Raw genomic sequence first — 22,095 nt, 5'->3', positions numbered from 1 at the left:
TTGTTCTAAAATTTAAAAGTTTGGCTAAAATCGTTAATACCATCAAGCAACCCATTGATGAAGAAATGAAAGCGTTTGAGAAGAAGTTTTATGCTTCGATGAAAACGAACGTTTCTTTACTCGACCGAATCATGCAATACATCGTTCGCCGCAAAGGAAAACAAATGCGCCCGATGTTTGTTTTTTTGACGGCAAAAATGTTGGGGGAAACAACAGAAAAAACTTACCGTGGGGCGGCGCTCGTTGAGTTAATCCATACGGCAACACTGGTGCATGATGATGTGGTGGATGATAGCAGTATCCGCCGTGGTTATTTCTCCATCAATGCATTGTGGAAAAATAAAATTGCAGTATTAGTAGGAGATTATTTATTATCTAAAAGCGTTTTGCTAGCGACAGATCATCAAGATTTTGATTTATTAACCGCAGTCAGCAATGCCATCAGAGAAATGAGTGAGGGTGAATTGCTTCAAATCGAGAAAGCAAGAAATTTAGACATTACTGAAGATATTTATTTTGAAATTATCCGTCAAAAAACGGCAACGCTCATCGCAGCCTGTTGTAAAATTGGAGCTCTTTCGGTGAAATCTGATGAGAATTTAGCCAAAAAAATGCATCGATTTGGTGAATTGACAGGAATTGCTTTTCAAATCAAAGACGATTTGTTTGATTACACCAGTACCAACATTATAGGGAAGCCAGTAGGCATCGATATCAAAGAGCAAAAGATGACGTTGCCCTTGATTTATTCTATAAATACAGCTTCTAAAACTGAAAAAAAATGGCTGATTCGCTCGGTAAAAAAACATAATAAAAATAAAAAGCGAGTACATGAAGTTATAGAATACGTGAAAAATCATGGTGGATTGAATTATGCCGAACAAGTTATGTACGATTATCGAGACAAGGCTCTTCGCATTTTAGATGAATTTGAAGATAATGAAGCCAAACAATCGCTAAAAACTTTGCTAAACTACGTGGTAGAAAGAAAGCATTAGAATTTTTTTAAGCCTTAGAAAATGATTTCTAGAAAAACCATTGATGAGATTTTTTCAACTGCACGGGTAGAGGAAGTAATAGGTGAATTTATAAGCCTTAAAAAATCTGGGAGTAATTTCAAGGGACTTTCACCTTTCAGTAACGAGAAAACACCATCGTTTATTGTTTCGCCCGCCAAGCAAATCTGGAAGGATTTCAGTAGTGGCAAAGGAGGCACAGTCGTCAGTTTTTTGATGGAGCATGAGCAGTATACTTATCCCGAGGCTTTGACTTGGCTCGCGCGTAGGTATCAGATTGAAATAGAAGAAGATGGAAGTGCGGATCCTGAGCAGCTAAAAAAAACGAAAGAAAAAGAAACACTTTTCTTAATTTCTAAAAAAGCACAAGATTTTTTCAGACAACAACTGCTAGAAACCCAAGAAGGTAAAAATATTGGAGGAGCCTATTTCCGTGAACGGGAGATAAGTAAAGAATCTATTGATGAATTTGGTTTGGGGTACTCGCCAGAGCAGTGGGATGCGCTTGCCCAGCATCTATTAGCGCAAGGCTATAATTTTGTTCAATTGGAAGCAGCAGGCTTAGTCGTAGGGAATGAAAATCGCCCGATAGACCGATTCAGAGATCGTGTGATTTTCCCGATCCATTCTTTCTCAGGAAGAATTTTAGGTTTTGCGGGAAGGGTCTTAAAGTCAAATAAAAAAGTAGCAAAATACCTTAATTCTCCTGAAACTGAAATTTATCATAAAAGTGAAATTCTTTATGGAATTTACCAAGCGAAACAAGAAATCATTAGAAAAAATCAATGTATTTTGGTGGAAGGCTACACCGATGTGATTTCGCTTCATCAAAAAGGGGTTAAAAATGTAGTGGCTAGTTCTGGTACAGCACTTACACCAGAGCAAATTCGCCTGATTAAGCGTTTGACCAAAAACATTATTTTAATATATGACGGAGATAATGCAGGAGTGAAGGCAACGCAACGCTCGGTTGATTTGATTTTAGAACAGGATTTGGACGTTCGGATTGTCAATCTCCCTGCAGAGCATGACCCTGATAGTTTTGCTAAAGAATATGAAGGTGAAGAGATTACTAATTATATCGAAGAAAATAGTCTTAGTTTTTTAGATTATCAGCTAAAGCCATATCAAAATAAAAATCTGAGTGTTGGTGAACAATCAGCGATGATTGATAAATCAGTCAGTAGTATCAGTTTAATTGCTAGTGAACTAAAACAAGAGCTACTAATAAGAGAAATGGCCAGTATAACTGGGTTGAGCGAAGATATTTTGTTTCGATCTTTAGCTAAAGCAAGAATAGAAACTCATCGCAAAACATTTCAATCGGCGAATAAAAATAAGCTTGAAGAAAATGAACTGAAAAGTAAACAACACGCTATAAACCCTTATTTCATCGTAGAAGAGGAAATCATCAAAACCATACTAAGTTTTGGGCAAGAAACAATCACGTTTGAAATCGAAGAGGAAGGAGAAGTTAAAATTTTAGAATCTAAGGTGCAAAATGAAATCATTGAACAACTACGAGAAGATGATATTTCGTTTGAACACCAACATTATAAGGGAATTTTAGAGAATATTATAGCGTTTTTGAGTAAAGGAGATAACTTAGTGCAAAGTTTGTTATTTGATGAAGAAAGCGAGATGCAATCGATTGTTTCTCAAATGATTTTAGAGCCCTACCAACTTTCAAACTGGAAAAAAATGGGTATGGTAATTCCTGGAAAAAAAGATAACCTCAAAAGCCATGTTGAAAATTTAATTCTGAATTATAAGAAACTTGTGCTCCAAGAGCGGATAAATCATAGTCAAGAGGATCTTAAAAATGAAGAATTAACACCTCTAGAACAACAAAAAGTCTTAGAAAAAATAATTTTTTACAATCAAATCCTAAGGCAAATTAATATAAAATTGGGTAGAGTAGTATAGCTTGTTTAGCGTCATTTAGCTCTTCGGCAAAACACCCTCCATTGGACTAGCATCGCACCTGGGTAAGCTTTCTTGACACGAGACAAATCTGCAGCAGCAGATTGCTTGGTAAAAAAATCACCTATTAGTACCCGATAATCAGGTCTAGAATACTGCATTTCACCCATTAAGTTTGGGTAACTTCTAGAGAAGTTGGCCAAAGTTCTTTCAGCAACACCGCGATCTTTGGTGTAAAGAATTTGGATTTTATACCCTAAAACCTTTGGCGTTCTAGCACAAATATCGATATCAGAATTTGTCTCGCTATTAATGTTTGATTGAGGTCTGCTACATGTTGCCATTACACTAGAGGAAATAATGGAATCTAAAGCCGCAATGCTTTCAATCCGATACTCTCCTCCGCTTAGGCTATCTATAGCATAATTTTGTGCCCAAACCGAAAAACTAAATAAAAATAAGACACAGCTTATAAGGTGCTTCATCACGATTAATTTCTGCAAATATAACTAATGTGAAATTAATGGGAATTTGTTTGAACTTTATATTTAAAAATTTTAAAGCACTAAAAAAACATAAAACTTTACTTTTCAATGCACTACTATTTAGATTTTTTTTAAATTAGCGCTTAACCGCTTGTAAATTGATAAATCTTAGTAAAAAATTAACGAAAGCTTTTATTTTTGTGGCAATTATTACAGGAAGTATCTCAACATCTCAATATATACGATGATATGATTATATGGGGGAATTTTAAATTAAAACAAATGGCTTCGGCTCTGCTAATCGTGCTGTTTAGTGTTAGCTTTGCACAAGAAGCTGAAGTAAATGGAGACCCAGCAAAGGGAGAAAGTTTGTATAATGCTAACTGTGCAGCTTGCCATGCTTTAGATAAACGCATGGTCGGTCCAGCATTGGGTGGTATTTTAGAGAGACTGCAACAAGAGCAAGGCTTAGGTAGAGATTGGTTGCATTCGTGGATAAAGGATAATGCAGCGCTACGAGAATCGGGTGATGAGTATGCGATTGAGGTTTACGAAGAGTATAATCAGATCGCTATGATGCCTTTCCCGCAATTAAGTGAACAAGATATTGATGATATCCTAGCCTATACTAGTAAACCATCGGCAGAAGAGGAGGAAAAAGTGGAAGATGCCGCTGTAGCAGCAGCAGTTGATAAGAAAGAAGATTCAGATGGGGCCTCAACGGGAGTGATTCTTATAGGTTTTGCTGTAATCTCAGTATTATTGATTTGGATTTTATTCAGAGTTAATTATTTGTATAAATTAACGGCTGAAGAAGCTATTTTAGGAGAGGCGGAAGCGGAGTTGTTTTCATTAAAAAAATCTTTTGAGAAGTATAGTAAATTTGCTTACTCACTGATGGGTGTTTTGTCTTTATTCGTATTATATGCGCTTTGGAATATTATGTTAGCGGTAGGAGTAGATAAGGGTTATCAGCCAGAGCAGCCGATTTATTTTTCTCATAAGATTCATGCTGGAGAACAAGGTATTGATTGTCAAATGTGCCATACCAGTGCAAAATATGGTAAGGTTTCAGGAATTCCGACCACCAATGTTTGTATGAATTGCCATTATCAGATTCAAGAATATAAAGGCGAATATATAGAAGAGGGTAAGAGTAAAGATTTTTACACCAAAGAAATTCAAAAAATTTATGTATCGGCAGGGTTTAATCCGCAAGATTTAACTTATAATGAGGATTCTAAGCCAATAGAGTGGACGCGAATTCACAACATGCCAGACTTTGTTTACTTTAATCACGCTCAGCACGTAGTGGCTGGAGAGCAAGCGATAAAGGATGCGAAAAATGTAGAACAGGTGTGTTTTGCTTGCCATGGTAGAGTTGACCAAATGGATGAAGTTCGAATGGAAAAAGACTTTACAATGGGGTGGTGTATTGAATGCCACAGAGCAACAGAAGTTGATATGAATAACGAGTATAATAAAGAGTATTATGCACAGCTTCATGAGAAACTTAAAAAAGAATATGGAAAACAAGCAACTATAACCGTTGATGCAATTGGTGGCTTGGAATGTGGAAAATGTCATTATTAATTATAAAAATTAAGGAAGTTAATGGCTTCGAAAAAAAAATATAGAGGTAGTATAGAGGAGTTACTAAACGATAGCTTGACTGAACAGCTTTCTGCAAATGAGTTTCAAGAAGAAATTCCAGTAGAAGACTTTTTGGGAGATAAAAAAAGTTTAGAGACTTCTAAAACAACAAGAAGGGATTTCTTAAAATATTTAGGATTCAGTACAGCGGCAGCAACACTGGCAGCTTGCGAGGCACCTGTAGTCAAATCAGTGCCTTACGTAGTGAAGCCTAATGATGTAATCCCAGGATTACCAACTTATTATGCTTCAACCATGTTTGATGGATTTGATTTTGCAAATGTGTTGGTAAGAACGCGTGAGGGTAGACCGATTAGAATAGATCCTAATCGAGAAGCTGGGTTTTTAGGCAATGCCAATGCTCGCGTGCAAGCTTCGGTCTTGTCGCTTTATGACTCAAATCGCTTGAAAGACCCAATGGTAAATGGCGAAAAAAGTGATTGGAGCTCAGTAGATGCTTTAATTCGTAAACAGCTTACAGGATTAAATGGTAAAAAAGCTTATTTAGTTACACCGTCGTTTCCTTCTCCTTCTACAAAATATTTAATCAATAAATTTGCATCTAAATATAATGTGGAGCATGTCGTGTTTGATGCAGTTGACTATTCACCTGCTTTGGATGCGGCTGAGGAAATTTTTGGTAAAAGAGAACTTCCTTTGTGTGATTTGACTGATACAGAGTTGGTAGTTGGTTTTAATTCAGATTTCTTAAACTTACACAATGGTGTTTCTTTAGAATCTTCGTATTCAAAAGCTAATCAACCTGGCGATAATATGCTGCGACATATTCAGGTAGAAAGTAATTTGAGTCAGACGGGAGCCAATGCAGACAGTAGATTTCCTCTAAAGCCATCTCAAGTTTATAAGGTTTTAGCAGATGTTTATAAATCTTTAAATGGCGGAACTGCTGCAACAGCAGAAGGAAAAGTGATTGCTGCTGAATTGAAAGCAAAAGGGTCAAAAGCTCTTGTTTTAGCTGATGGAAACAAAGAAGCGCACGTGTTAGCTAATTTAATTAATCAAAAGCTGAATTCAAATGCTTTCAAAGGACAATCTATTCTGTTAAAAGAAAGTAATCAGACTATTTTTAAAGCCTTTATAAATTCTACTAAATCAGGAAATACAGGTTTAGTAATGTTTTTTGATTGTGATCCTGTTGCACATTCTTATTATGGGCCGATTTTGAAAGAATCTCTCAAGAGTATCCCAGTTTCTGTAGCTTTAGCAACGCACAATAATGAAACAGTAAAAAGTGTAAACGTTATCGCACCAACCAATCACTGGTTAGAAAGTTGGGGTGATTTTTTACCGATTTCAGGTTTTTATACTTTACAACAACCAACAATAAAAGCATTATTTAATACGAGACAATTTCAAAATTCATTAATTCAGTGGATTGGTGATTCAGATATTTTAAATAATGCAGCTATTGCTGAAAATAATGTTGCGCAGCCAAATGATTCGTTAGCAAATGACAATAATCTTGTAACTTTAGAAAAAATTAAAAAAGATGGAAATTTAGATCTTTATTATAATTTCTTGAAGAAGTCAAGTGCTGCTTATCTTAATGGTTTAGAATTTAATCGCGCTTTATACAACGGATTTGTTGATATTTCTACAAATGAAGATGTAGAAACTTTAGCATATGTAGGAGGAGATGCAGATGAAGCCGTTAATAAGTTAAGTCAAGCTCAAGAAAGTCAATGGGAGCTACAACTTTATACTAAAGTAGGAATGGGAGATGGTAGACAAGCAAGCAATCCTTGGTTGCAAGAATTACCAGATCCAATTACTCGAACTTCTTGGGATAATTATATTACCATCAACCCATTAGATGCTGAAGAATTAGGTATTGATATGTGGAATTATGGGAATGACCGAAATGGAAGAATGCAGCTCAATGGCGTTTACTACAACCTTAAGGTAAATGGGCAGAGCATCAAAGCACCTGTTTTTGTGCAGCCAGGTCAAGCAAGAGGTTCTTTAGGTATAGCGTTAGGTTATGGTGTTTCAGGTAAAATAGCTGAAGCAAATGGTTTAGATAAGATTGGTGTAAATGCATACCCGCTGTACAAAGATGGCGAACTTACGGCTTCAGTAGAGTCTTTTGATTTAGCAGAAGGAAAACATGAATTTGCAAATATTCAGATGATGAATACACTGATGGGGCGTTACGAAATTGCACGTGAGGCTACATTAGAGCAATTTTTGAATGAAGATCCTAAAGAATGGAATGAGCAGCCAACGATGGACACCTTTGCTGGAAAAAATACACCAGTAAATAAAGTGACTTTATGGCGTGACTTTGATCGTTCTGAGGGGCCACACTTTAATCTATCGATAGATTTAAATTCATGTACTGGTTGTGCAGCTTGTATCATTGCTTGTCATGCAGAAAATAATGTGCCAGTAGTAGGTAAAGAAGAAATTAGAATGTCTCGTGATATGCATTGGTTGAGAATAGATCGATACTACTCAGATCACATGCAAGAAGTTCAACCAGAAAGATATCCATATACGCAAAAAGAAGCTCTAGAAGATACGAATTACAATGAACCTTCACAATATAAAGTTTTAGTGAAGCCAGCAACGGAAAATCCAGATGTGATTTTCCAGCCAATGATGTGCCAACATTGTAATCATGCGCCTTGTGAAACAGTTTGTCCTGTAGCAGCCACTTCACATGGTCGTCAAGGTCAAAATCAAATGGCCTATAACAGATGTGTAGGAACTAGATATTGTGCCAATAACTGCCCATATAAAGTTCGCCGTTTCAACTGGTTCAACTATTCAGGAAATGATAAATTTGATTTCCATATGAACAATGATTTGGGTCGAATGGTTCTAAACCCTGATGTCGTTGTACGGCAAAGAGGAGTGATGGAAAAATGCTCTATGTGTATTCAAATGACACAAGCTAGCATTTTAGAAGCTAAGAAAAATGGTAGACGGGTGAAGGATGAAGAGTTCCAAACAGCTTGTAGCAACGCTTGCCCTACCAACGCTATTGTGTTTGGTGATATAAACGATGCAGAAGCAGCGGTTACAAGATTGAAGAAAGATAAGAGAAAATACGAAGTTTTAGAAGAGGTGGGTACAAAACCAAATGTATTTTACCATGTGAAAGTTCGTAATCGTAAAAATGTTTAATTAAAAAATAAACGGTTTAAAAAAAAATTATGTCAGGTCATTACGAATCACCGATTAGGGAACCGCTTATTACAGGTCATAAGACCTATCACGATATCACGGAAGATATTGCAAGGCCGGTAGAAAGTAAAGCAGGGAAATTATGGTGGATAGCCTTTAGTTTAGCAATGGTTGCTTTTCTATATGGTTTTGGATGTATAGCATACACTATAGGTACAGGAATAGGCGTCTGGGGGCTCAATAGAACCATTAACTGGGCTTGGGATATAACCAACTTTGTATGGTGGGTAGGTATAGGGCATGCAGGGACACTGATTTCTGCAGTTTTACTATTGTTCAGACAAAAATGGAGATTATCAATTAATCGTTCTGCAGAGGCAATGACTATTTTCGCCGTAGTACAGGCAGGACTTTTCCCTGTAATTCATATGGGAAGACCTTGGGTTGGTTATTGGGTGTTTCCTATTCCAAATAATTTTGGTTCTCTGTGGGTTAACTTTAATTCACCTTTATTTTGGGATGTACTAGCAATTTCGACGTATCTTTCTGTATCTGTTGTATTTTGGTACATGGGATTGATTCCAGACTTTGCAATGCTAAGAGATCGAGCTACCAAACCTGTTGCCAAAAAAATGTATTCAATCTTAAGTTTTGGCTGGGGGGGAAATGCTAAGCATTGGCAGCGATTTGAAGAATTATCTTTGGTATTAGCAGGCTTAGCAACACCATTGGTATTCTCTGTTCATACGACAGTATCTTTTGACTTTGCAACATCAGTGATTAAAGGATGGCACTCTACGATTTACCCACCTTATTTCGTTGCTGGAGCAATTTTCTCAGGATTCGCTATGGTTCAAACTTTATTGGGTGTGGCAAGAAAAGTAGTCGGGTTAGAAGACTACATTACGAGAAAACACATCGAGTATATGAACATCGTTATACTAGTAACGGGAGGTATGGTAACTGTCGCTTACTTAACAGAGTTTTTTGTAGCTTGGTATAGTGGTAGCAGATATGAAGATTTCACCTATTTCACCGTAGGGGCAGCAACGGGACCATATTGGTGGGCGTTTTGGCTATTGATTTTGTGTAATGTATTAATACCAATGTCTTTATGGTATAGACCGTTGAGAAGAAATTTCTTATGGACATTTATTGTTTCAATAGTAATTAATATTGGAATGTGGTTTGAACGATTTGATATTATCGTTATTAACTTGAGCCGTGATTATTTACCATCTACGTGGACGATGTTTGTGCCAAGTTTTGTAGATGTAGGTATATTCTTAGGAACCATTGGATTCTTTTTCGTATTGTTTTTATTATATGCAAGGACATTCCCTGTTATTGCTCAAGCGGAGTTAAAGACAGCTTTGAAATCGTCTGGAGAAAGCTATAAAAAACATCATGTTGAACATAAGCATAATGAACATGAATACAAATAAAATATATGGACTCTATGGTGATGATGATGTGTTGCTGAACGCAGTTAAATCATTCATGAATGAAGGAGTAAAAATAAATGAAGTTTATACACCATTTCCTGTACATGGGCTAGACAAAGCTTTAGGTCTTAGAAAAACAAGAATTTCAGATTTAGCCTTTGTATATGGAGCTTATGGTCTTATTTTGATGATTATCATTACATGGTATATGATGATTTATGATTGGCCACAAGATATCGGGGGCAAACCAAGTTTTACTTGGGGTGAAAATGCAACAGCTTTTGCTGTACCTATGTTTGAATTTACTGTGTTTTGTGCAGCTCACTTTATGTCAATTACTTATTTGATAAGATGTGGATTGTACCCAGGAGCAAAAGCTAAAAACCCAGATCCGCGAACTACTGATGATAAATTCTTAATAGAAATTGAATCGAATCAAGTAGATAAAGTTAAAGATTTGTTTGTAGAAACAGGAGCAGAAGAAGTTTCTGTAAGAAGATTTATAAAAGCTTAAGATTTAGGATGAAAAATTTATCAATTATTTTTATATTTACCTCATTTCTAGCGAGTTGCTCAGGTCCTGAGAGAAGTCCGAGTCCTGTTTTTATGCCAGATATGTATTATTCTGATGCTTACGAACCTTACGCAAAGTCAACAGCAGGTTATCCTAATGATAAAAAGGAAAGTGAAGTCTATGCATTGAACAATCATGGAATGTCTTCTTTGATTCCTGTAGAAGGTACAGTTCCTAAAAATGAAATAGAAACACTTCCATACGAATTACCAAATTCAAATGAAGGCTATTTAGCTTCAATGAATTTAGAGTCTCCATTAAATCCTTCAAATGCTAAATCAAACATAGCAAGAGGAGAGAAGTTATACAATCAAGCCTGTGCTGCATGCCACGGTGTTGTAGGAGATGGGCAAGGTCCTATTGTGCAGTCTGGCGCTTATCTAGGTGTGCCAAATTATAAAGACCGTCAAATTACGGTAGGATCAGTTTACCATGTCATCATGCATGGTAGAAATGCCATGGGTTCTTATGCTTCTCACTTTACAGATGGGGACAGATGGAGAGTAGCAGAATATGTAATGGAATTAAAAAACAAATAAAAGTCAAATCTTAGATTATGTATAAATTTTCACCAAAACTAAAAATGGCTTCTATTGTGGCTATGGTCGTTGGTCTGATTATGTTTGCCATCGGATTTGGAATTAATGCAAGTCGTGGCGAAGATTATGTTTTAAAGCAAGCTTCTCACACAGAAATGACGCATCAAGAAAACCAAGTACAGCATGAAAGTATAGTTCACAACACACACCATGATGCTGAACATACAGAACACTTGTTACATCAATATCATAACAGACCATGGACAGCATTCTTTATGGCAGCCTTTTTATTCACAGGTGTCGCTGCGGTGTCCATGTTTTTCTTAGCCATTCAGCATGTTTCGCAATCAGGCTGGTCGGTAGTAGTGACTAGAATTATGGAAGGAATGACCGCTTTTCTACCAATAGGCTCAGTATTTATATTAATTGTTTTAATTGCTTCAGCTTTACATTTTAACCATATGTATCACTGGATGGATACTGAATTGATTGATTTCAATAGTGATAAGTTTGATCATTTTATGAGAACCAAATCAGGGTGGTTAAACGTTCCTTTTTGGTTAACTCGAAGCGTTATTTACTTAGCTGGTTGGACTTTCTTTGCTTGGATGCTGAGAAAAAAATCAAAAAGATTGGATGAAACTGGCCAAGTAAAAGATTACTGGACGTTATATAAGTGGGGCGTTTTTACGATTATATTCTTTGCTTTAACCTCAATGTCATCAGGTTGGGATTGGATTATGTCTATCGACCCTCACTGGTACAGCACCTTATTCGGTTGGTACGTTATGACTAGTTATTTAGTGACAGCCGTAGCTATAATGATTATTTTAGCAGTTTATTTAAAGAAAAAAGGTTATTTGCCAAAATTCAATGACAATCACTTGCATGATTTGACGAAATATCTATTTGGCTTTAGTTTACTGTGGGGTTACTTGTGGTTATGTCAATTTGAATTAATTTGGTACGCCAATATTCCAGAAGAATCTGTTTACTTCCAACAAAGAGAAGCGCAATATAATTGGACCTATTATACCATGTTGATACCTAATGTCGTATTACCTTTCGTCGCACTGATTAGTAGTTCAATCAAGAGAAATTATAACTTTGTTTTTGCTATTGCGGTTATTGTCATCATAGGTCACTGGATTGATGTTTTCAACCAAATGATGCCAGGCACAGTAGGAGCACAGTGGTCGTTTGGCTTAGTAGAGTTTGGTGCATTATTATTAGTTGGGGGAGCATTCATGTTTGTCGTTTTAAGACAACTTTCAAAAATGAATTTAGAACCAAAAGGAAACCCGTTGTTTCATGAAAGTGAAGTTTACGAATATCCTTTTTAATTAATAAAATATTATTAAAACAGAAAGGAAGGTATATATTTTGTGTACCTTTCTTTTTTTTATGATGAAAAATAAAGATTTATACAGAATTGCAATTAGCATTGGAGATATCAACGGCATCGGGCTAGAAATTATTTTTAAAGCCTTAGAAAAATTAAAGGGAAATAAAAATTTTATTCCAGTTATTTTTGGTCCATCAAATACAATTAAGCACGTTTTTGAATTATTTGAGTTGAGGCTAAAACTTCATTTTATTCAATCAGAAGAGCAAGCAGAACCAAATTTCATCAATGTTCTTGACAGGAATTATAAAAATATTTACGTCAAGTTTGGCGAAAATCGACCAGAAGCAGGGGAATTAGCTTTTTTATCTCTAAAACATGCAGCTGAAAGCGTAAGACTAGGTAAATGTGATGCCTTGGTAACTGCGCCCATTAATAAAAATAATATTCAGTCAGAAGAATTTCGATTTCCTGGGCACACCGAATTTTTAGAAAACATTTGGGTAGGTAAATCACTGATGTTCATGGTGCATCCACAGATTAAAGTTGGTTTGGTAACCAATCATTTACCCGTCAAAGAAATTGCAAAAAACATCACCCAGCAGAGAATAGAGCAAAAAATAGAGCTTATTTTTGCAAGCCTTAAAAAAGATTTTGGAATTGTACAGCCTAAAATTGCCGTTTTAGCACTAAATCCACATGCTGGAGACAATGGAATTTTGGGAGAAGAAGAGAATAAAATCATTATTCCTGCAATCAAAGAAAAATTAGAAAAAAATCGTATCGTCTTCGGCCCTTTCCCAGCAGATAGCTTTTTCACAGCATCAAACTTGTCAAAATTTGATGCCATATTAGCCATGTACCATGACCAAGGTTTAGCTTCTTTTAAAAGCTTAGCAGGGCTAGAAGGCGTTAATTTCACAGCGGGATTAGATTATGTAAGAACTTCTCCAGACCATGGCGTAGCCTATGATATTGCAGGAGAAAACAAAGCAGATGCAAAATCGATGGAAGCAGCGATAGAAACAGCCGTTCAAATATTAAACCACAGAAAATCAATTTCTGAGTAAATTGTCGTAGATTTTTTTTTTTAGAAAATAAATAATACTTACTTTTGCGTTTCCGATTGAGTATGGATAAATTTAAAGCATATAATGTTCAGTTTTCTGGTTTGAACGAAGGCGAACATGATTTCAAGTTCCAAATCGATCAATCGTTCTTTGATTTATTTGAATTTAATCAAGATTTTAATCAGCCTTCAATTCAAGTGAAATTGACCTTGGTTAAAAAATCAACATTCATGGAACTTCATTTTTGGCATCAAGGCACAGTTTTATTGGAGTGTGATGTTACCAATGATGAATACACAGAGGATGTGGAGGGAGATATGGATGTAATTGTGAAATTTGGAAATGAATTTGACGATAGTGATGATGAAGTAATGATTTTGCCTTACGGAGAGCATAGCATCAATATAGCGCAATTAATTTATGAGTCTATTTTATTGAGTATTCCTAATAAAAGGGTGAAACCAAATTTGAGTGAAGAGGAGTTAGATTTGCTTGACCAATTTTCTCCATTTGATAAAGAAGAAAATTCAGATAATAATGATAGCGATCCCCGATGGGATGAATTAAAAAAAATATTGAATAAAAATTAGAAAAAATACGGCGATATGGCACATCCTAAGAGACGTCAGTCCACAACGAGAAGAGATAAGAGAAGAACGCACTACAAAGCTGCAGTTCCTCAATTGACAACAGATCCGACTACGGGTGAAATGCACTTGAAGCACCGTGCACACTGGAGCGAAGGAAAACTTTACTACAAAGGTCAAGTTGTTTTAGAAAAAGAAGATACCGAAGAAGAAAACTTCGAAAATTAATACTGATTAGTTTAAATAAAAAAAGTTGTAATCTTTCTTAGATTATAACTTTTTTTTATTTTTAATTTCTCTTAGCGCCTGAATTAAATTTTGCACGCAAGATTTTTAGCAAATTTTTGGTTTTGAATATTTAGTTTAAATTTGAAAATTCGTGTAAAACGAACAAAAATAAAAGGTGAAAAATTGGCTAAAGTTTTTTAGAAATTAAAAGAAGAAAAAAATAAAACGATTTAAAATAGAGTTTTCGTTAAAAAAAATCAAGAAAGGTGATTGATTTTTTTTAAGCCTTAAAAAAAATATAAAAATGGAACATAAAGAAATTCGTGATTTAATTAACTTGATTGCTGAAACAGGCGTAACCCAAGTTAGAATTAAAACAGATCAAATAGATATCAGAATTGAAAATCAACCTGGCTTTCAGATTCCAGAGATGATAAATTATGCTCCATTTCCGGAGACGCAGAACACTCTGCCGCAAATTACTTCAACTCCGCAGGAGACTAAAGCTGCGCCAGCGCTAGGGAAATCTGCAAATGAGGAAGATAATTTCTTGAAAATTACTTCACCTATGATTGGGACTTTTTATCGAAAACCTAGCCCGGATAAAGACGTTTTTGTAAAAGTCGGTGATACAATAAAAGCAGGTGATACGGTTTGCATTATCGAAGCAATGAAGCTTTTCAATGAAATCGAAGCAGAAGTTTCTGGTAAAATCATGAAAATTTTGGTAGACGACTCTACACCAGTAGAGTACGATCAACCTTTGTTTTTAATCGACCCAAACGCTTAAACAGCTCTGATTATGTTCAATAAAATTTTAATAGCCAATAGAGGCGAGATAGCTATTCGTATTATCCGCACCTGCCGAGAGATGGGCATCAAGACAGTTGTTGTATACTCCAAGGCAGATGAAGATAGTTTGGCCGTGAGATTTGCAGATGAGGCTGTTTGTATTGGGCCAGCGAACTCAAAGTTGTCTTATCTCAACGTTCCCAATATCATCGCAGCGGCAGAAATCACGAATGCCGATGCCATCCACCCAGGTTATGGCTTTCTATCAGAAAATGCTCATTTTGCCCACACGTGCCAGAAACATGGCTTGAAATTTATAGGAGCGACATCTGAGCAAATCATTCGAATGGGAGATAAAGCAACTGCAAAAGCGACAATGATAGAGGCTGGCGTTCCTGTAGTCCCAGGTTCGGAAGGTATTATAGAGTCCGTAGAAGAGGCTAAAAAAATAGCAGATAAAATAGGTTATCCGGTAATGCTAAAAGCTACAGCAGGTGGAGGTGGAAAGGGAATGCGCGCTGTGATGAGGCCAGAAGATTTGGTGAAAGCTTACGAATCTGCTGTTATGGAAGCTGAAGCTGCCTTTGGCAATGGCGGGATGTATATGGAGAAATTAATCTTAGAGCCACGCCATATAGAAATTCAAATTGCGGGTGACCAAACGGGGAGAGCTTGCCATTTATCGGAGAGAGATTGTTCTATTCAGCGACGTCATCAGAAATTGGTGGAAGAAACGCCATCTCCTTTTATGACGGAGGAACTGAGAAAAGAAATGGGCTTAGCAGCAGTAAAAGCAGCGGAATACATTGGGTATGAGGGAGTAGGTACTGTTGAGTTTTTGGTGGACAAAGACCGTAATTTTTACTTTATGGAAATGAATACGCGTATTCAGGTAGAGCATCCGATTACAGAGCAAGTAATAGATTATGACTTGGTAAAAGAACAAATCATGCTAGCCGCAGGAGCTACTATTTCTGGTAAAAATTATTTCCCTAATTTACATAGTATAGAATGCCGAATCAATGCAGAAGACCCCTACAATAACTTCAGACCTTCGCCTGGTAAAATTGAACATCTGAATATACCTGGAGGGCACGGCGTACGAGTAGATACACACATTTATGCAGGTTATGTAATCCCCCCTACTTATGATTCTATGGTGGCAAAATTGATTACGACAGCACAGACTAGAAAAGAAGCTATAGCCAAAATGAGCAGAGCTTTGGATGAATTCTATATCGATGGACTCAAAACCACAGTGCCATTTCATCGTCAGTTGATGGATAATCCTGACTTCATCGCTGGAAATTATACCACTAAATTTATGGAAGATTTTGTGATGGATGAAAAATATGCAGACTCATAGTTTAGATGATAAAAGAAAGAGAGAAAAGCGTTGCTAAACACAGCGCTTTTTTTTATAATTTTTTTAAGGCTTAAAAAAATATTTGAAATTTAAGCTTACCGATAAACCTCAAAAAAATTGAAATATTTGTACCCCCCCCCCAATTCCCGAACCATCTCTCCATTATTAAAAAAAACATCATTCCCATTTACAACATCAAAATTTTTAATATAAATAATGCTAAGAAGATAGGATAAAATTTTCTAAATTTGCACTCCAAAATTTTATAGATGGAAATCAAACAGAATAAGGTAGATGATTTAAATGCAACATTAAAAGTTGTGATTGAAAAAGCGGATTTTACAGACAAAGTAGAAAAGACGTTAAAAGAATATAGAAAAAACGCCAGTATTTCAGGTTTTAGAAAAGGAATGGTGCCAATGACGTTCATCAGAAAACAATATGAGAAACCTTTAATTTACGAGGAGGTAAATAAATTATTACAAACAGAAATTGATAAATATCTATTAGACGAAAAAATAGAGATTTTAGGTCAGCCGATTCCTGTAGAAGACAAAGATTTTGATTGGGAAAAAGACTCATTGGAATTTAATTTTGAAATAGGCTTAGCTCCAAAGTTTGATTTAAATATCAAAGATTTAGAGCTCCCTTACCACAAAATTGAAGTAACTGAAGAAGAAGTAGATAAATACACCGAGAACTTTAGAAAGCAATTTGGTAAAATGCAAGAAGCTGATGAAGTAAAAAATGGAGCCTATCTGAAAGGTGTGTTCTACGAATTGAATGAAGAAGGGAAAGAAGGAGAGCATTTTCATGCAACCATTGCATTGGCTGATGTGAAAAATGCAGATTTATTTTTAGGAAAAAAACTCGATGAGCGTGTAGAAGTAGAAGCAAAAGAACTTTTTGATAACGAAAACCGTTTACAAGAAGTATTTGGTTTGGAAGATGAGGAGTTAAAAGAATTTAACCCTAAATTATCTTTCAAAATAGACCAAATTACAATACATGAAGCAGCTGAAATCAATCAAGAATTATTTGATAAAGTTTACGGTGAGGATGAAGTAAAAACGGAAGAAGAGTTCAGAGCTAAAATCAAAGAAGAGGCAGAAAAAATGTACGAGAGCGAAGCTGACCGAGTGATGCTCACTACTGGATTGATGGAATTAGTCGAAAAAACCAGTTTTGATTTACCTAAAGAATTTTTAATCAAATGGTTGAAATTTAGCCGAAAAGAACCTATGACTGACAAAGAGGCAGAAGAAATGTACAATAAGTCAGAGAAAGGCATTCGTTTTCAGTTGATAGAAGGTGAAATTGCTAAAGAATTTGAGCTTTCGGTAACGCCTGAAGAAGTCTCAGATAAAGCACTAGAAACTATTAAACAACAGATGAAAGCCTATGGCGCTGGTATGAAATTTGAAGATGAACAGTTGAAGCAGTTTGCGCAATCAGCATTGCAAAACAAAGAAGAATATCAACGCTTAGCTGACCAAATTTTTGCAGAGAAAATGATGGGGATCTTCAAAGAAAAGGCTCAGCTAAAAGAAAAAAAACTTTCTTTTGATGATTTTTTGGAAGAGGTGAAAGCGCAAAATGCGAAAAACCAAACACAAGAAAATTTAAATGATGACGAATCTGAATAAAGAATTTCAGCGATACGCTGCTTTAGACCATAAAGTTGGCGCAGATGCTTTGCAAAGTTATGTGCAAAATGTAACGCCTTATATCATCGAAGAGCGAAAAATGAATGTTGCTCAGATGGACGTTTTTTCCCGTCTGATGATGGATAGAATCATCTTTTTGGGGACAGGAATCGATGACCAAGTGGCTAATATCATTACGGCACAACTTCTGTTTTTAGAGTCGGTAGATGCAAGTAAAGACATTCAAATCTATATCAATAGCCCAGGAGGTTCAGTGTATGCAGGCTTGGGGATTTATGATACGATGCAGATTGTAAAACCAGATGTAGCTACTATTTGCACAGGTATGGCGGCATCAATGGGAGCTGTTCTGCTAGTGGCAGGAAAAGAAGGAAAACGCTCAGCACTGAAGCATTCTCGTGTGATGATTCACCAGCCTTCGGGTGGAGCGCAAGGCGTTGCTTCTGATATGGAAATTAATTTGCGAGAAATGCTAAAACTAAAAGAAGAACTTTATAGCATTATAGCAGAACATTCTGGGCAAAGCTATGAGTGGGTAGAGAAAAGCTCAGACCGCGATTACTGGATGACTTCTTCCGAGGCTAAAGAAAAAGGAATGATAGATGAAGTTTTGCTAAGCCCTAGAGACCGAAAATAATTGATATAATATTAAGAGAAATATAGCCGTCTCAAAAATAAAAAATTGAGGCGGTTATTTTTTAGATGAAATTTTTTAAGGCTTAAAAAAAATGTGATTGATTATTGTAAATTGGTTTTGCAGATAACTTGAGATTATATTTTTCCGCAGAAGATTGAGCGTAGAGCTAGGCAATCTTTTTATTAATTTCATATGAAATATTGTAATTTTGCAAGCCTTTGGAGGATGAATTGAATAAAAAATATGGCAAAACAAGATAAAAACTGTTCATTTTGTGGACGAAATGAGAAAGAAGTAGGATTGCTGATAGCTGGCTTGCACGGGCATATTTGCAATATTTGCATAGAGCAAGCACATGATATATTGAGCAATGAAGGAATCTTCAAGAATATAGATGAACTTATTGATTTCAAATTAAAAAATCCAGCCGCCATCAAAGCCACTTTAGACGATTATGTAATTGGTCAATTTGAAGCCAAAAAAGTACTCTCGGTAGCAGTTTACAACCATTACAAACGGCTCAACCAAGAAATAGCTGATGATGTAGAAATAGAAAAATCAAATGTACTGCTGGTGGGCGAGACGGGGACAGGAAAAACCTTGATGGCAAAAACCATTGCACGCGAACTGCAAGTACCCTTCACCATTGTAGATGCCACGGTGCTTACTCAGGCTGGCTACGTGGGGGAAGATGTAGAAAGCATTTTGTCTCGTCTCTTGCAAGCAGCAGATTATAATGTAGAAAAAGCAGAAAAAGGCATCGTTTTCATTGATGAGATTGATAAAATCGCACGCAAAGGAGACAACCCAAGCATCACCCGAGACGTCTCAGGCGAAGGAGTACAGCAGGCTTTGCTTAAATTATTGGAAGGAACAGTTGTGAACGTGCCACCGCAAGGCGGGCGGAAACACCCTGACCAAAAGTATATTCAGGTAGATACGTCCAATATTTTATTTATAGCAGGAGGTGCTTTTGCTGGAATAGAAAAAAACATTGCTAACCGACTTAATACCAACGCAATTGGATTTAGAAATGAGAACGCAATTCACTACGAAGAAGAAGGCTTGCTGAAATACGTCAATGCACAAGATTTACGCTCGTTTGGTTTGATTCCAGAGCTTTTGGGGCGTTTGCCACTAGTGACACACCTTGAGCCGCTAGACCGCACTGCATTGAAGTCTATTTTGGTAGAACCTAAAAATGCCTTAATAAAGCAGTATAAGAAATTATTTGAGATGGATGGTATAGAATTACATGTGGAAGAAGAAGCATTAGATTTCTTGGTAGAAAAAACGATGGAATTAGACTTAGGTGCAAGAGGTTTGCGTGCCTTGTGCGAAAAGGTATTTACCGACTACATGTTTGAAGTAGATACTTTACCGCATGAATTTCACTTAACACGCGAAGCTTTAAGCTCCAAGATTTAAAAAAATAAATTGATATTTTTTTAAGGCTTAAAAAAATCAGAGACTGCCTGAAGATTAAATTAGAAAACCTTAAATGTAATAAAAATCAATAAAAAATTAAAAGCCTAATTGTAAGGTATTTATGCTGTTTTATTTTTATGATTCTATGCCTTTTAACTATTGGCTTAGCTAATAAAGCCAAAAAAAACAGCTGAAAAAAATAACATTATAAAGCTTGTTTTTCTAATATAATTATTAAATTTGTAGCGATTAATAAAAAATCATATGAAAAAAAATCTATTTTTAATAGCAGCCTTTTCTGGTTTTGTATTCTCACAAGCGCAGGTGGCTACAGCTTTTGTGAAAGGAAATACAAAAGTAAAGGTAAAACAAAATACCTTGTTTTATGTAGGCGGTGATGTGAAAGTGGGGAATTATACCAATAACGATAAAGTCTCTAATGAGGGGAATATCCGTGTAACGGGCAAATTCACAAATGATAATACAGATTCTGACGGGAGAAACGGTAAGAACTTTGTCAACGAATATGTGAAAGGAAGCCACTACGGGCAGTTGATTATTGATAATTCAACTAATGATAAAGTGAGAGGTGGAATACAGGGAGATTTACAATTAGCTACAACTTTTGCCTATCACCCGATTTCTTTGCCGTTTTCAGAATATACTGTAAAAGATTTAGTAAGAGATGCATTTGATTTAGCAAATGCGACTTTTCCTGGCTCTACTTCAAATAATGGTAGTTACGATAAGAATCGTTTTAAAAATCCAGTTTTTCTTTGGAATAATACTGATTTTACTTTTGATCATCTAGCAGAAGGATATGTTTTAGAGGCAGGTAAATACTATGCTGTGAATACTCAATTTCAGTCTGAATTAAATGCAAAAAGGGATGGAGTTACAAATTATTATGGGACTCCAATGGCAAAAGATATTTCTTTTCAAGTCAGCAGTTATGAGGTTCCTAATAAAATGGATAAAAATAAATGGGGCGAATTGTATGGGACTTACATCTCTGATTTTACTTTAGCAATGCCAGAAGGATGGAATACTAACTTCAGAGAGTCCAATAATGTTGTTAACGATAAGAATTTTGGGAACAATATTTTTTGGTTTGGTAATCCATATACGTCTAATATTAGTTTAGCGAAGAGTTCTTTTGTTGAAGGAATTATTGCTATTTCTCAACCAACACAAAATGAATATGATTTTAAAAGCCGTAAGGGAGAAGCACGAGGAACTAATGGTAATTTAGGTTATACTGCCGATGGGACAGGAGATGCTTCTGCTATAGCTGTTCGACCTTATCACACTTTTGTTGTAAAGGCTAATTTGGCAAAAGGGCAGCCTAAAACCTTTACCTTTAAACAAGACATGAAAACTTTTGAGTTCTCATCAGCTACAGCTCCAAATATGGTTTTGAAAAGAGGTGATAATACGCCTGTTGTCTATCAAGCGGGAATGGATATTTACGACGCCGAAGGAAACGATACCAATAGCCGTTTCTATGTAGTGGCAGGAGATATTTATGAAGCGGAAAATAAAGGCAAAGGAATAGAACTTAATAATATTAATTTTGATGACGCCTTGTTAGGTGCTTATACCTTACAAGAAAAAGAAGATGGCAGTGTAGCAGAGAACTTAGCTCAAAACAGAGTTTATATTAACGGAGTTAATTTTGACTATGTGGGTAAACCAATTCAGGTCGTTTTCAATGCACCAGAGGCTGGAAAATTTAGCTTCAAAACTCGCCTGAACGAAACACTGGAGAATTCAAAATATAACTTCTATTTTGAAGATAAAAAAGAGGGAGTAGTGAAGAAGGTAACACCAGACTTCGAATATTCATTCACTGCAAATGGAAAAGAGACCGACCGATTTGTGATGTATTGGATGCAAACACCCTCTCAGTTAGCTCCAAAAGAAATTGAAGAGGTAAGAACTCCACAAACGATTGTTTTCAAAGATTTTGATACACACAAAGTTCGTTTTGATAGTGATTGGAAGTCAGCAGACGTATATGTATACAGCATCAACGGACAATTATTATACGCAGATAAAAAAGTGAATACACAAAACGATTACACCCTGAAGTTAGGAAATTCAACTGGCGTTTATGTGGTAAAAGCAGTAGCAGATAACGGTGAAGAAGTGACGAAAAAGATTATTAAATAAAAAATATAAAAAAATCAT

The 22,095-nt window shown here is 36.0% G+C and carries 18 protein-coding genes; 17 read left to right on the top strand and 1 reads right to left on the bottom strand.

All coding sequences use genetic code 11. The features are described from left to right. Positions 1–20 precede the first annotated feature (20 nt). Both QOX03_RS08155 and dnaG read left to right on the top strand, forming a co-directional pair. Positions 21–998, top strand: a complete 978-nt coding sequence (locus QOX03_RS08155) for a polyprenyl synthetase family protein (protein WP_283670734.1) — start codon at positions 21–23, stop codon at positions 996–998. Between the two features lie 21 nt (positions 999–1,019). After that, the gene (gene dnaG, locus QOX03_RS08150; protein WP_283670733.1) at positions 1,020–2,942 is read left to right on the top strand and encodes a DNA primase; all 1,923 of its coding nucleotides are present in this window, start codon (positions 1,020–1,022) and stop codon (positions 2,940–2,942) included. 11 nt (positions 2,943–2,953) lie between these two features. Here the strand turns inward: dnaG and QOX03_RS08145 are convergent, their stop codons facing one another. Further along, positions 2,954–3,424, bottom strand: a complete 471-nt coding sequence (locus QOX03_RS08145) for an SPOR domain-containing protein (protein WP_283670732.1) — start codon at positions 3,422–3,424, stop codon at positions 2,954–2,956. Between the two features lie 249 nt (positions 3,425–3,673). Between QOX03_RS08145 and QOX03_RS08140 the strand changes: the two genes are divergently transcribed. From QOX03_RS08140 to QOX03_RS08070, 15 genes are all read left to right on the top strand, one after another. Continuing rightward, positions 3,674–5,017, top strand: coding sequence for a c-type cytochrome (locus QOX03_RS08140; protein ID WP_283671757.1), 1,344 nt, complete (start codon positions 3,674–3,676; stop codon positions 5,015–5,017). 21 nt (positions 5,018–5,038) lie between these two features. Next, positions 5,039–8,227 (top strand): TAT-variant-translocated molybdopterin oxidoreductase, encoded by a 3,189-nt coding sequence (locus QOX03_RS08135; RefSeq protein WP_283670731.1) that lies wholly within the window; start codon positions 5,039–5,041, stop codon positions 8,225–8,227. Positions 8,228–8,256: 29 nt separating this feature from the next. Continuing rightward, positions 8,257–9,672: an NrfD/PsrC family molybdoenzyme membrane anchor subunit gene (gene nrfD, locus QOX03_RS08130; protein ID WP_283670730.1), complete on the top strand. Its 1,416-nt coding sequence runs from the start codon at positions 8,257–8,259 to the stop codon at positions 9,670–9,672. Beyond that, a complete protein-coding gene (locus tag QOX03_RS08125) occupies positions 9,659–10,186 on the top strand; it encodes a DUF3341 domain-containing protein (RefSeq protein WP_283671756.1) in 528 nt (175 codons plus the stop codon). Before nrfD ends, QOX03_RS08125 begins: the two co-directional genes overlap by 14 nt. A gap of 8 nt (positions 10,187–10,194) precedes the next feature. Beyond that, positions 10,195–10,785 (top strand): c-type cytochrome, encoded by a 591-nt coding sequence (locus QOX03_RS08120; protein WP_283670729.1) that lies wholly within the window; start codon positions 10,195–10,197, stop codon positions 10,783–10,785. 44 nt (positions 10,786–10,829) lie between these two features. Continuing rightward, entirely contained in the window at positions 10,830–12,128 is a 1,299-nt protein-coding gene (locus tag QOX03_RS08115) for a quinol:cytochrome C oxidoreductase (RefSeq protein WP_283670728.1), read from the top strand. 61 nt (positions 12,129–12,189) lie between these two features. Continuing rightward, the gene (pdxA, locus tag QOX03_RS08110; RefSeq protein ID WP_283670727.1) at positions 12,190–13,200 is read left to right on the top strand and encodes a 4-hydroxythreonine-4-phosphate dehydrogenase PdxA; all 1,011 of its coding nucleotides are present in this window, start codon (positions 12,190–12,192) and stop codon (positions 13,198–13,200) included. A gap of 62 nt (positions 13,201–13,262) precedes the next feature. Beyond that, positions 13,263–13,790, top strand: a complete 528-nt coding sequence (locus QOX03_RS08105) for a YceD family protein (RefSeq protein WP_283670726.1) — start codon at positions 13,263–13,265, stop codon at positions 13,788–13,790. 15 nt (positions 13,791–13,805) lie between these two features. Then, positions 13,806–14,015 (top strand): 50S ribosomal protein L32, encoded by a 210-nt coding sequence (gene rpmF, locus QOX03_RS08100; RefSeq protein ID WP_119057641.1) that lies wholly within the window; start codon positions 13,806–13,808, stop codon positions 14,013–14,015. 304 nt (positions 14,016–14,319) lie between these two features. Further along, complete coding sequence (gene accB / locus QOX03_RS08095) at positions 14,320–14,805, top strand: acetyl-CoA carboxylase biotin carboxyl carrier protein (RefSeq protein WP_283670725.1); 486 nt, start codon at positions 14,320–14,322, stop codon at positions 14,803–14,805. A 12-nt stretch (positions 14,806–14,817) separates the two neighbouring features. Next, entirely contained in the window at positions 14,818–16,173 is a 1,356-nt protein-coding gene (accC, locus tag QOX03_RS08090; RefSeq protein WP_119057643.1) for an acetyl-CoA carboxylase biotin carboxylase subunit, read from the top strand. Between the two features lie 269 nt (positions 16,174–16,442). Continuing rightward, positions 16,443–17,819 (top strand): trigger factor, encoded by a 1,377-nt coding sequence (gene tig, locus QOX03_RS08085; RefSeq protein WP_283670724.1) that lies wholly within the window; start codon positions 16,443–16,445, stop codon positions 17,817–17,819. Beyond that, positions 17,803–18,477: an ATP-dependent Clp protease proteolytic subunit gene (locus QOX03_RS08080; protein WP_119057645.1), complete on the top strand. Its 675-nt coding sequence runs from the start codon at positions 17,803–17,805 to the stop codon at positions 18,475–18,477. Before tig ends, QOX03_RS08080 begins: the two co-directional genes overlap by 17 nt. 243 nt (positions 18,478–18,720) lie before the next feature. Further along, positions 18,721–19,905, top strand: coding sequence for an ATP-dependent Clp protease ATP-binding subunit ClpX (gene clpX, locus QOX03_RS08075; protein WP_283670723.1), 1,185 nt, complete (start codon positions 18,721–18,723; stop codon positions 19,903–19,905). A gap of 264 nt (positions 19,906–20,169) precedes the next feature. After that, a complete protein-coding gene (locus QOX03_RS08070) occupies positions 20,170–22,077 on the top strand; it encodes a DUF8694 domain-containing protein (protein WP_283670722.1) in 1,908 nt (635 codons plus the stop codon). Positions 22,078–22,095 lie beyond the last annotated feature (18 nt).

This window comes from Candidatus Ornithobacterium hominis (assembly GCF_951229915.1).
Classification (GTDB): Bacteria; Bacteroidota; Bacteroidia; order Flavobacteriales; family Weeksellaceae; genus Ornithobacterium; species Ornithobacterium hominis.
The sequence above is the reverse complement of the archived record's forward strand: the minus strand, read 5'-3'. Positions and strand labels throughout refer to the sequence as shown.

Bases quoted from the DNA above. Each gene is read 5' to 3' on its own strand.
- dnaG (WP_283670733.1), top strand. From the start codon at position 1,020: ATGATTTCTAGAAAAACCATTGATGAGATTTTTTCAACTGCACGGGTA.
- QOX03_RS08145 (WP_283670732.1), bottom strand. From the start codon at position 3,424: ATGAAGCACCTTATAAGCTGTGTCTTATTTTTATTTAGTTTTTCGGTT.
- QOX03_RS08140 (WP_283671757.1), top strand. From the start codon at position 3,674: ATGATTATATGGGGGAATTTTAAATTAAAACAAATGGCTTCGGCTCTG.
- QOX03_RS08135 (WP_283670731.1), top strand. From the start codon at position 5,039: ATGGCTTCGAAAAAAAAATATAGAGGTAGTATAGAGGAGTTACTAAAC.
- nrfD (WP_283670730.1), top strand. From the start codon at position 8,257: ATGTCAGGTCATTACGAATCACCGATTAGGGAACCGCTTATTACAGGT.
- QOX03_RS08125 (WP_283671756.1), top strand. From the start codon at position 9,659: ATGAATACAAATAAAATATATGGACTCTATGGTGATGATGATGTGTTG.
- QOX03_RS08120 (WP_283670729.1), top strand. From the start codon at position 10,195: ATGAAAAATTTATCAATTATTTTTATATTTACCTCATTTCTAGCGAGT.
- QOX03_RS08115 (WP_283670728.1), top strand. From the start codon at position 10,830: ATGGCTTCTATTGTGGCTATGGTCGTTGGTCTGATTATGTTTGCCATC.
- pdxA (WP_283670727.1), top strand. From the start codon at position 12,190: ATGATGAAAAATAAAGATTTATACAGAATTGCAATTAGCATTGGAGAT.
- QOX03_RS08105 (WP_283670726.1), top strand. From the start codon at position 13,263: ATGGATAAATTTAAAGCATATAATGTTCAGTTTTCTGGTTTGAACGAA.
- rpmF (WP_119057641.1), top strand. From the start codon at position 13,806: ATGGCACATCCTAAGAGACGTCAGTCCACAACGAGAAGAGATAAGAGA.
- accB (WP_283670725.1), top strand. From the start codon at position 14,320: ATGGAACATAAAGAAATTCGTGATTTAATTAACTTGATTGCTGAAACA.
- accC (WP_119057643.1), top strand. From the start codon at position 14,818: ATGTTCAATAAAATTTTAATAGCCAATAGAGGCGAGATAGCTATTCGT.
- tig (WP_283670724.1), top strand. From the start codon at position 16,443: ATGGAAATCAAACAGAATAAGGTAGATGATTTAAATGCAACATTAAAA.
- QOX03_RS08080 (WP_119057645.1), top strand. From the start codon at position 17,803: ATGACGAATCTGAATAAAGAATTTCAGCGATACGCTGCTTTAGACCAT.
- clpX (WP_283670723.1), top strand. From the start codon at position 18,721: ATGGCAAAACAAGATAAAAACTGTTCATTTTGTGGACGAAATGAGAAA.
- QOX03_RS08070 (WP_283670722.1), top strand. From the start codon at position 20,170: ATGAAAAAAAATCTATTTTTAATAGCAGCCTTTTCTGGTTTTGTATTC.